The sequence below is a fragment of the Streptomyces sp. NPDC003393 genome (genome assembly GCF_053589015.1).
In genome coordinates this window covers 164433-176247 of the sequence record NZ_JBSFRB010000004.1, presented here as the reverse complement: position 1 = coordinate 176247, position 11815 = coordinate 164433, and the positions used below count along the sequence as shown (strand labels likewise).

General features: G+C 67.7%; 3 protein-coding genes. All 3 read right to left on the bottom strand.

Features of this window, described 5'->3' with window-relative positions; translation table 11 throughout:
- Nucleotides 1-28: 28 nt before the first annotated feature.
- On the bottom strand, nucleotides 29-178 hold the full coding sequence (locus tag ACWDUZ_RS06195; protein WP_451630608.1) for a hypothetical protein: 150 nt from the start codon (nucleotides 176-178) through the stop codon (nucleotides 29-31).
- 149 nt (nucleotides 179-327) lie between these two features.
- A complete protein-coding gene (locus ACWDUZ_RS06190) occupies nucleotides 328-831 on the bottom strand; it encodes a hypothetical protein (RefSeq protein WP_451630607.1) in 504 nt (167 codons plus the stop codon).
- A gap of 106 nt (nucleotides 832-937) precedes the next feature.
- Entirely contained in the window at nucleotides 938-11629 is a 10692-nt protein-coding gene (locus tag ACWDUZ_RS06185; protein ID WP_451630606.1) for a LamG-like jellyroll fold domain-containing protein, read from the bottom strand.
- Nucleotides 11630-11815 lie beyond the last annotated feature (186 nt).

Sequence of the window (11815 nt, the reverse complement as noted above, 5' to 3'; positions counted from 1 at the left end):
CCAGCCGGACGACAGCAGAGTCCGTCAATCATCTCCGCACGGCGAGTTCGGCCCCCGGCCAGAGTGGACCCGACGCTCGGTAGATGTTCTGTGCCGCGAAGGTCTTGCCCGATCGCACGGCGTAGATCCCCACCCGGGCGATCGACTCGGCGATGTCGTCGCACTCTGGATCGCACAACAGAATAACTCCTACCAGTGCTGTCCGTCCGCGCCGGGCAGCAGGACGTCACAAGCGCCCGAGGTGCGGCTCGCAGCGGTTCACCCCACCTGCGGAAGAACTCCATGGGAGTCGGGCAGAGCTCTGTCACGGTTGTCGCCCCAGGACCCTCAGGAAATGCCGCAGATCTGCTCGATCAGCGTCAACTGCAGGTCGACCGCCCGGCGGCACCGAGGATCTTCACGCTCCATGTCGACGGTGACGATGCGGCCAAGTGAAGCAAATGACAATACAGACTCGTAACAGGAGGAGAGCACCTCTACAATACCCTCCCCAGCATCCTCGCTCAGCAGAGCGTCCGCGTACTGGGCAAGACCCTGGCAGAGTGACGCCGCTGTGAACGGGGACTTGGAGTCCTGCAAGTCGTATGCGTCCGCGAACAGCTCATCCCATCTTTCGGCGACTTCCTCACTGGCACCGGAAAACGACCGAAACTCTTCAATGGCCTCCTGAAACAAAGTCACACTGGCGTCGTCGAACAACTCGTCCAAGGGGCGCCCGTAGACCGTCACCGTTTCTTCGATCACCCGCAGACCGAGTCCCTGAAGGTCTTCGAAAGGGCATTCCAGCAGGCTGTTCTGCAACCGACCGATCTCGGCGTCCCAGAGAGTCATCGAGTCCTCAAATGTCCATGAAATGAAGGGGTGCATCCTGCCCGAAGGCGGGATGCACCCCATGTTGGCACAGGCTCAGCTGGGCTGGCTAGCTAACTCCTACTACCTACTCATCACGCTCCCAGGGTGCGGTTCGCTTGCGCTCCCACAACTGGATGCCCGGGAACTCGCCCGCTCGGCCTGCACAGTTCTGTCTCTCCGGACCGCATGCGGGGCGCGACGAGGCGACAACTCCTCGATTGGGCAACGTTCCGTCCTCGACGGCGTTGAACAGGATCTGTTCGGCGTCCGTGCGAATTCCTGGATCAATGTGTTCGACGCCATGAATTCGCTCGTAACCGAGCTTGTCCGCCACGGAACGTATCGCCACGGAGGTCTTGTTGTTGTTCACCGAGTAGACCTTGCGCCCGTTGAAGACGCCGGTGGCGACTGTGGTTCCCTGATCGGCCTTCTTACGGCCCGTCTGGCTGGACGCCCGTGCGCTGGCCGCGTCATGGATGGCCTCCGCATCGTCCAGAAGACGGCGCGCCTGTCCCAGCGGGACAGGGCACGCACCGTCGGAGACCCTGCCAATTCCGTCGTCGTTGTGGACGAGGACCGTGATGTCGCCGGCCGCCACCTGGTAGGTGTGCAGACCGTCGACGGTGAGGTCGTACGTGACGCGCTGGGCCGTGTACTCCTTGACGTTGAGAACGACGGTCGTGCCACCGTCATTGTTCTGGAGCTTGTAGCCCTTCTTGAGGTCGCCCGCCTGGGTCCAGGTGTTGCGGCTGACCTCGTAGAACTGGTGGTGCCTGGTGGTCTGGATCGTCTTCGGACCCGACTTGGTGGCCACGGCGACATCGACGTAGTCACGGTCGGTCTTGGTGACGATCACCGCCTTGACCTCGTGCTTCTCCTTCTCCTTCTTGCCGGGCTCGGCGGTCAGGACCCAGTCACCGGGCCTCACCTCGGAGATCGGCTTGGTGAGGGCGTTCGCCATCAGCACACCGGTGGAACCGGTGAAGCTGTGCGGCGTGCAACCGCCCTTGCGGCCGAACTTGCTGGCCGCCGCACCGAAGATGCCGCCCGTGGCGGCGCCGATGGCCGTCGCCTTGGCGGCGCCGCTGGCGCTGCAGCCCTCCTCGCTCATCGCGCAGGTGACGCCGTAGCTGACCGCGCCCTCCGCGGCACCACCGGCGGCGCCCATGGCCGCGCCCTGTGCCACCCTGCCGCCGACGCCGGCGAGCAGACGACCCACCGCGCCGGAGGCCGCACCGCCGGCCGCGCCGGCGAGAGCGCCCGTGACAGCGCCGATGCCGACCGCGCCGATGAAGCCGCCGACGGACTTGGGACCGTCGCTCATCATGTAGCCGACCGCGTTGGCCGCGGCGCCCGCGAGGGCCGCGCAACCGACCGCGCCGACGCCCCAGGTGGCTGCGGTACAGCCGGCGAAGACCGCGACGCCGGTGGCCACCGAGGCGATGGTCGCGGCGTGCTGCTTGACGAAGTTGGCCGTGGCCTTGGCCGCCTTCTTGACGCCTCTGCCGATCTTCTTGACGGCCTTCTTGGCTGCCTTGACCGCCTTGCGGGCTACGTGTTTGACGGCCTTGGCGACCTTGTGGACGGTCTTCTTGACGTGTCGGACGACCTTGTGGACGTACTTCTTGACGCGTTTATATGTCCGTTTGACGTATCTCTTGACCTTCTTGACGCTGTCGTGGACATAGTGCACGGCCTTGCGGACCGTCCGGCGGGCCTTGCGGACCACCTTCTTGGCCGCCTTCTTGATCTTCTTGGCGGCCTTGCGGACGGCCTTCGCGGCCTTCTTGACGGTGTGCTTGGTCTTCTTCCAGGCCGACTTGGCGGTCTTCTTGACCTTCTTGGTGACCTTCTTGACGGCCTTCTTGATGAAGCCGAACCAGTGACCCGTCGGGTCGGTGCCCGTCATCGGGTTGTCGTTGGCGTACGCGTACTGGTTGGCGTTCACCGAGTCCGGCAGCGGGTCGTTGCTCACCGTGTCACGGCTGTTGAACTGGCCGGTCTGCGGCGAGTACCAGCGCGCGGCCATGTTCACCTTGGCCGTCTGCGGGTCGGTCCACCCGGACTGGTAGCCCAGGTTGCCCAGCATGCCGGTCGTCGAGGACGTCTTGCCGAACGGCGTGTACGTCGTCGAACCGGTCAGCGCCTCCGCCGAGTCGGTGAACTGGGCCACCACGTCGTCGTGGACGTCCGTCATCACCAGGCGTGAGGAGACAGCCGTCTTCACACCCAGCAGGGAGCCGTCCGCGTCGCGGCTGTAGGAGGCGATGCCGTCCGAGGCCACGTCGTTGCCGGTACCGCTGTACCTGAAGGAGAAGACGTCGGCACCCGTGTCGTCCTTGGCGCTCAGGACGCGGTCCAGACCGTCGTAGGTGTACGTCCGGTCGCCCTCGTTGATCACCCGGTTGAAGGCGTCGGCCTTGAGCAGGGTCTGCGTCCCGCCCTCGTCCGTGATCGTCTTCAGCGTGCCGCGGGCGGTGTACGTGTACGCGTTGTGCCCGTCCGACGTGAGCCGGTTGCGGGCGTCGTACGTGTACGTGTCGCCGCCGGCGCGGGTGCGGTTGCCCGAGGCGTCGTAGCCGTAGGACTCCGTCGTCGCGCCGTCGTTCCACGACGTGAGGCGGTTCGCCCAGTCGTAGGTGTACGTGTTCGACGAGGCACCGCTGACCCCTGCCGTCGTCTTCGACGTCAGGTTGTCGTTCTCGTCCCAGCCGTAGGCGATGGAGGCGAGGACCTTGCCGGTGGGCGAGGTCAGCTTGTCGTCGGTGATGCGCTCCAGGGAGTCGTAGGAGAACTCGCGCTTGGACTTGCCGGTGCCGTAGTCGACCTGCTTGACGTTGTTGTTGACGTCGTAGGTGTACGTCAGCGCCGAGCCGGTGGCCCCGTCGTCGACCGTCTTCAGCCGGCCGGCCGTGTCGTACCCGTAGGTCGTCGTGCCGGAGGCGTCCGTGCGGGAGGTCATCGCCCCGTCGCCGTTGTAGGCGAAGGAGGAGGAGCCCGACGGGCCGGACGTCGACAGCAGCATGCCGCGGTCGTCGTAGCTGAAGGTGTTCAGATCGGTGCCCGCACCCGCGACGGCCGTGACGTTGTCGTCCGAGTCGTACGCGTAGGTGTGGTCGGCCGTGGCGGCCTCCGCACCCGTACCGGTGGTCTTCGTCAGCCGGTTCCTGGTGTCGTACTCGTTGGTGACGACCACACCGCCCGGGGAACGCTGCTCCTTCACCCGGCCGTTGGCGTCGTACACCGTGGTGAAGGTGCGGTCGGCCGGGTCGGGGTGGGCAGGGGTGGACGGCTCGATCAGCGACTCGGGCAGCCCCCACGTGTTGTAGGTGGTGATGAACGGGTTGCCACGGCCGTCGGTGAAGCGCGTGCGGTTGCCCGCGACGTCGTAGCCGTAGGTCGTGGTGATCGACTCGGTGGCGGAGACGGGTTCCACCGCCTTGGTGACCAGGCCCGTCGGGTCCACGGTGAGCGTGGTCGTGTGGCCGCGGTAGTCGGTCACCGACAGCGGGTTGCCCGCCCGGTCGTACGTGGAGCGAGCGGTGCGCACCACGTTGCCCAGCGCGTCCAGGTCCTGGGTCGTGACGAGCTGGCCGAACCCGTCATAGGTGTTCTTGGTGCTGGTGCCGTCCGGGTCCTTCGAGACGAGGACCTGGCCGTCCATGTTGTACGTGTACGTCGACACGTTGCCCGCGGGGTCGGTCACCTCGGTGACCTCGCCGAGCGCGTTGTACTTGTACGACATGCTCACACCGGTCGGGCTGATCTCCCGGGAGAGATCGCCGCCGGGCGCGTTGTACTCGTTGATCGCCGTGTAGGCCCGTTGCGTCGGCTGGCGCACGATGTCCGTGCTGGTCAGCTCGTTGCCGAGGTAGTCCCAGGTGGACTCCTGACGGGCGCCGTTCGGGCGGGTCGTCGAGAGCAGGTCGCCGTTGGTGTCGTAGACGTACGTCGTCCTGCCGCCACCCGGCTCCGTGACCGAGGCCACGTCGCCGAGCTGCGTGTACGAGTACGTCGTGCGGTTGCCCAGCGGGTCGACCTCGGCCGAGACCTGTCCCAGGTCGTTGTACTCGTTCCAGGACGTGGCCGTGATCGGCGTCGAGGCCCCCGGCGGGGTGTAGTTCGGCAGCTTCGTCGAGGTCTCCTGGCCCTCGGCGTCGTAGGCGGTGACCGTGACGTTGCCGCTGGGGTCGGAGCTTTCGGTCGGCTCGCCGAACGTGTTGTAGCCCGTCATCGTGACCGGACGGACGGCCGTGGCCGTACCACCGTTCGTCTCGGCATTCACCACCGGCTCGGTGACGGTGGTCTGCTGCGCGGCCTCGTCGTACCCGTAGTCGGTGGTGTTGCCGTTCTCGTCGGTCGTCGACAGCGGCAGACCCCGCTGGTCCAGCTTGTACGTGGTGGTGCGCACCGCGCTGCCGCCCGCCGGCAGCGTGCCGTTGTACACCGACGACACCTGCGAGCCGGTCAGGGCCTCGCCGTAGACCTGGACGTCGTCGAGACCGCCCTTGTGGTTGCCGCCGTGGCTGCTGCCCGCCTGGTGACGGCCGAGCTGCAGCGGTCCGTTGGCGCTCCACGGGGTGGTGTAGGCCGTCTCCGAGGCGAGCGCGCCGTTGACGTACAGCCGGATCTTGGCCGCCGTGGCGTCGTAGACACCCACGAGGTGGGTCCAGGTGTTCGCCGTGACCGCCGCCTGGCCCGACGTGGCCCGTACCAGGGTGGCACTCGTACTGTCCGTGGCCCGGCGGGCGAATGTCCAGCCACCGGTGCCCGTCGAGTAGTACAGGACGAAGCCGTAGATCTGGTCGCCGTCCTGGGAGACCAGCGTGTGGTTGACCGACGTGTCGGTGAGCTTCGCCCACAGGGACACGGTGAAGCTGCCGGCCGTGTTGACCACCGGCCCGTCCGTCTGCGCGTACGATTCGGCGTCACCGTCGAACACGGCGCTGCCGCCGTGGTCGGTGTTCCAGTGCATGCCCGTGCCGTGCGTGCCGGTGCGGTTGCCGCCGGAGGAGTCACCGACCGAGTAGCCGGTCGTCTCGTCCAGCTTGTAGCGGGCCACGGGGGCCGTGGTCCCGTCGTGCTGGACGATGCCCTGGACGTTGCCCAGGTTGTCGAAGAGCGTGTCCGTCGTCGCGGTGTCACCCGTCGCCGGGTCGCTCTCCGTCTCCTTGACGACATTGTCGTCGGGGTCGTAGGAGACCTTCGTCGTCCGGTTGACGCCCGTCGGGTCCAGGACGGACGACGTGACGCGGTCGTCCGCGTCCACCGCGAAGGTGTTCGTGGTGCGTCCGTCGTTGGTCACCTGCTTGATCAGGTTCCCGGCCATGTCGTAGGTGTTGGACTCCTCGACGAACTGCTTGCCGTTCGCCGGGTCCTTGCGGGTGACAGTGGCCGTCAGGCCGTCGTCGGTGTAGGTGTACGCCGTCACCCAGCCCATGGCGTCCGTGATGGACGCGAGGCGGCCGGCCGGGTCGTAGGCCCGGGACTCCTGCACCAGCGTGGCCGGCGCCGACGGGTTGTCCGGGTCGCCGGTGTAGTCGAGCAGGTTCGTCGTGAGCGGGCGGCCCTCGCCGTCGAAGGTGTAGGTGTTGACGTTCCCCTGGGGGTCGGTCTCCTTCACCTTGTTGCCGTAGACGTCGTACTCGAACGACGTGGTGTCGCCGCCCGGGTCCGTGCGCGTGGCGACACGGTTGTACGCGTCGTACGTCATCGACGTCGTCCGCGGGGCGTCACCGCCGGTGAGGTCGGCGACGGTCTGGGAGGTGACGTCGCCGTCGTGGTCGAAGACGGTGGTCGTCCTGGCCTGGTGCACCGCGCCGGTGACGCGGTTGGTGACCGCCGGGGCGGTCTCCGAGGTCACCTGGTCGTCCTTGTCGTACGTCCAGGTGGTGGTCAGACCGTTCGGCTGGGAGTCCGATATCTCCTTCTGCGAGACCTTCCGGCCCAGGTTGTCGTACGTGTACGTCACCTTGGCGCCGTTGGCGTCCGTGACCGAGGCCAGGTCGCCGTTGGCGTAGTAGACGTTCTTCGTCTTCTTGCCGCCCGGCGTGGTGACCGTGTCCACCAGACCCGCGGGGGCCACCGCCGTACCGCCCTCGGCCGCGGGGGTCGTGGACGTGGTGTAGGTGGTGGTGGCGGTGCGGCCGTCGGGGTGGCCGGGCACCGGCGGGGTGGTCACCGACAGCAGGTTGCCGCCGGTGTCGTAGGTGTAGCCGGTGAGGTAGGTGTTGTCCGTCGCGGACGCGGACCGCGCGTCCCGCTCGGTCAGGAGCAGGTCGTTGCGCGGGTCCATCGGCGGGAACGCCGTCGTGGCGTCGGGGTAGTACGTGTAGTACTCCGTGGCGCACTTGTTCGCCGCCGTGTCCTGGCAGTCGGTCTGCGAGACCGTGTTGCCGCGCACGTCGTGACCGGTGATGCCGCGGTTGCCGTTGGCGTCCGTCACGGTGTGCAGGAAGCCGCCCGTGTCGTAGCCGTACGTCGTCCGCTTGCCCTCGGTGTCGATCGCGGCCAGCAGACGGTCGCCCATCTCCGCGTCGTACACGTACGTCAGCGTCTTGTTCGTCGGGTCGGTCAGCGTGACCGTCTTGACCGGCGCGACGCCGGAGGACGCCTTGTAGGCCGACCAGTGCCGCTCGACGTCGCTCTCGTCGAGGGCGTGGCCGTAGGCCGCGACCTCGGCGATGGAGCCGGTGAAGAAGCTGACGTCGGCCGGGGACTGGTACCAGCCCTTGGCGTACCCCGCGCCGATGTAGGTGCGGGTGTTGGACTGGTCGTTGGCGGCGCCGGTGAAGTCGGCGACCTTGACGCCGTCGAGGTACATCGTCTGGGTCGTGCCCGACACCGAGAGGACGGCGTGGTGCCACTGGTTGTCGGTGACCGTGTTCGTGGTGCCGAAGGCGGTGGTGCCGGACCCGGCGACCGTGTACCAGTGGCCGTGCAGCTTGTTGTCGGCGCCCACGTACAGCAGCGGGTTCCAGCCGCCCGACGGGGTGGTGACGGTCGGGGCCTGGTACTGGTCGGACAGGATCACGCCCGGCTTGGCCGTCTTGAACCACAGTTCGACCGCACGGTCGGCGGAGGAGTGCGCGGGTTGGTACGGGATCTCCGCGTACGAGGAGGTGCCGTTGAAGGTCGCCGCCGTCACGTCACCCGTGCCGAACGGACCCGCCACACCCTGCGTGACGGTGTTGTACGTGCCGAAACCGGTGTGGATCTCGTTGGCGGCCTGCGCGGCCCCGCCCGTGTCGGCCAGCCGCCAGTAGCTGGCCGGGGCGGAGCCCATCACGGCGGAGCGGTAGACCTGCGAGGAGCCGGTGACGGTCGGCGGGTTCAGCTTCCAGGTGCCGCCGTCGCCGTCCGTGGCCCGCGTGACCAGGTCGTCGGTGGTGCCGTAGGTGACGGCCGCCTGCGTCTTGCCGCCCGGTGTGGTGATCTTGCTGAGCAGGCCTGCGGACCGCTTGGCGGCCTGGTACTGCGCGCTGATCACCGAAGGGTCGAGCGGCTCCGAGTAGACGGCGACCTCGGCCATCTGACCGGTGTAGTGCCCGAGCTGGTCGTTCGGGTTCATCGCCGGCCAGCCCTGGGTGTTCACCCCCGCGCCGAGCGAGATGTACGGCTGGTTCCAGTCGTTGATCGTGCCCGTCAGGGAGCCCTGCGCGACGCCGTCCAGGTAGAGCGTCTGGCTGGTGGCCTGGCCGGTGAGGACCGCGTTGTGCCACTGGCCGTCGGTGACGGTCGACGAGGAGACGATGTTCGGGCTGCAGCTCGGGGACATCGCCAGACAGCCGCGCAGCTTGCCGTCGGTGCCGACGTACACCGCGGGGGTGTTCTTCGTCGTGTTGTTCACCGGGTCGGCGTCGCTCAGCGGCTTGTCGCCGTAGTAGAAGAGCACGCCGCCCGCCGTGGTCGTCCTGAACCACAGCGAGACCGTCGTGTACGACGGCGTCGCGCCCGGCGCGGACGGCATCTCCACGTAGGAGCTGGTGCCGTTGAAGGTGGCCGTGGTCTGCGTCGAGCCCGCGAGGAGCGGCGAGCCGCCCAGGGTCACGTTGTGGTACAGGCCGTTGTAGCGGCCCTGGTTCAGGCCGACGGTGTCCTTGGCGGCGGTCGCCCCGGCGGCCTCGCCGAGCCGCCAGTACGCGTACGGGTCGGCGTCCAGCACCGTGGTGCGGTAGTGGTTGCCGGTGACGTACGAGTACGACGTGCAGTGCGACCAGTCCGCCGGCGGGCAGACCTTGGTCAGCTGGTCGCCGCTGTAGCTGTACTGCCACGTCTGCGCGGTGTCGAAGTCACCCGCGGTGGACGGGTCGGTGGCCAGCGTGGCGACGTGCGCCCCGGTGGCGCCCGCCGGGGTCTGCCACGAAAGCGTCAGCGAGCGCTTCGACGTCTCGTTGGTGATCTTCGTGAGCTGCTTGGAGGTGTTGTAGGTGAACGTCTCGGTGCGGCCCGCGTAGTCCTTGATGCCGGAGATCGCGTAGGTACCGGCCTTCGCGGTGGTCTGCTTGAAGGCGTACTCCGTGAAGTCCTTGTCCGTCAGCGTGTAGCCGCCGGTCACCGACTGCAGACGCGCGTAGCGGCCCAGCGGGGGCTGGAACGTTCCGTCGCTGTTGCGGCCGAAGGCGACCTGCTCACCGCCCGGATACGTGACGATCACGCTGGTGACGGCACCGGACGGGTCCTTGACCTCGGCGGCCTTCATGTCGACGACCGTCGACCAGCCGGCGCCGAAGGCGCTGTCGAGGCGCGGGTCGATGCTGTTGTACGAGCGGTCGATCTCCAGGGAGGGGCCGACCACGTCGACGTCCGCGTCGCTGTCCTCGGTGGTGTAGTTCGCCTCGGACGGGTCGAACTCATGACCGTCGGTGTTCTGGGCCAGGCCCGAGGTCACCGGCGGCTGCGGCACCGCGGTGGTGAAGCGGCTGGAGTAGGCCACCTCCTCGTAGCCGTCGGTCACACCCACGTACCAGACGTAGTTCTTCGACCACTTCAGCTTGCCCGCGGGGATCTTCCAGCTGCTCTTGGTGAGGTTGCCGGAGGTGACCACCGGGGTGGTGCTGGTGGAGTCGGCGTCGTACACCTCGAAGCTGTACGTCAGGCTCGCGTTCGGCCACTTGTCGGCGTCGCTCGCGTAGACCAGCAGCTCCGGCTGGAGGGTGTTGGCCTGGAAGTTCTCCGGCGGGTACTGGGCGTTGACCTGCGGCGCGGTGTTCGGCGCGTAGGTCAGGTCCAGCGAGGGCCGCCAGGCGGCGGTGGCCGAGTCGTCGGAGTGGAACTTCTTCCAGTGCAGCATGTCACCGGTCGGCGCGGCCATGGCCAGGCCGTAGTTGGCGCCGCCGGTGGCGACCTGAGTGAACCACGAGGTGGACAGGGTCACCGGCATCTTCACGCCGACACCGGCGCTGCCGGAGGTGTTGGTGCAGGAGGCGCCGGGGCTCGGCGTGGTGGTGCCGATGGCGGAGCCGTACGACGGTCCGGGGTAGGTGGTCGTCGTCGACGGCGACCACGATTTGGTCACCGGGTACACCGAGAACGGCTCGGGGGTGCAGGTCGAGGACCACAGCGCCCAGACGTTCAGGGTGGCGGCGGAGACCTTCTTGCCGGCGAGCGTCGTCCCCAGGTTGGAGAACTGCAGGAACGAGTTGGCCTTGGTGGTGCCGCTGTCGTACGAGCCGACCTTGATCTGCGTCTCGGCGGAACGGTTGGCGGCGTAGTCGGTCTGGACGTACGTCGCCTCGCTCGCGAGGACCGTCGTCGGGTCGACGGTGACCGGGTAGACCCGCTTGGGGTCGTCCAGCCAGGCCCGGTCGGCGGTCATCCGCAACGCCGGCGCGCCGTCCAGAGTGGTCAGCTCGTAGGAGACTTTCGCGGAGCGCGCGCCCTCACCCGAGCGCCGGTCCATGCCGGCGTCCTCCATGTAGGCGTGGGGGACGGTGGCGACGGTTGCGCCGTCCGCGCCCACGAACTCCACGTCGCCGTTGTCGGCCAGACGCGGTGTCAGGTCCCGGGTGTCCAGCTTGAAGATCCAGGAGTTGCCGGCGTCCGGCGAGCGCAGGACGACGTTCTCCTTGAAGCCGTCGGCGATCGGGACGAGCTGGAGGTCGGTGTCGGGCAGCACGTCGTTGTACACGACGGCGCCGTCGGCGCTCTTGGTCGCGGCGACCTTTGCCGCACCGTTCAGCTCGTAGGCCAAGGCACGGCCGCGGCCGAGGCCGACGGAGGCCAGTTCGTCGTCGGCCGCGTTCGGGGCGAAGTCGACGTCGAGCGAGTTGGCCCTCTGCTCGAAGCGGCCCTCGTCGTCCTTGACGAGGGTGGTGTCGATCGGCTGCCAGCTGCCGTCGGCCGCCTTGAAGTTGGCGCGGCCGGAGTAGTGCCGGATCGTCGTGGAGCCGTCCTCGTTGACGTAGTAGTCCGAGGTCTCCGTCGACTTCTTCGCGTCCCGCTTGCTGGTGGCCGCATCGAAGCTCTTGCCCGTACCCCTGGCCGGGCCGGTCGTGGCCTGTCCCGGCTTGTCCACGGGGCGTTCGTAGGCGTCGAGTTCACCCTTGCCCTTGCCGGGCGCCCGGCCGACACCGCGGTCGGCGTCGGTGGCGTCGGCGGAGGCGTGGTGGCTCTTGCCGCGGGCGGTGCCGCCCTCCTGGTCGGGGGTGTCCGGTGAGTCGGGCTCACTCACCCACTTCCACAGACCGGACAGGGACAGCTCTGGCATGTTGGGCGCCGAGAGGGTGGCGCCGGTGGCCTCTGCCGTCTCCGTGGTGAGCATGAACGACAGGGACACGAGGACAGAAAGTGCGGTAGCCCTCGCTCTGCGCCGTCCGGAACCACCCGGAGGGTACAAGCGAGGGCTGCGAACCCAGCGAACGCGCACGGGCAAGCCTTTACTTGAAAAGGGTCAAAAGAAGCCCGCGAAGCTTGCCTGAGCGGTCACATAAGTTCTACATAAGATCACATTCGTTAGTTGATC

Excerpts from the sequence above, each read along its gene's own strand:
- ACWDUZ_RS06190 (WP_451630607.1), bottom strand. The coding sequence starts at position 831 with ATGACTCTCTGGGACGCCGAGATCGGTCGGTTGCAGAACAGCCTGCTG.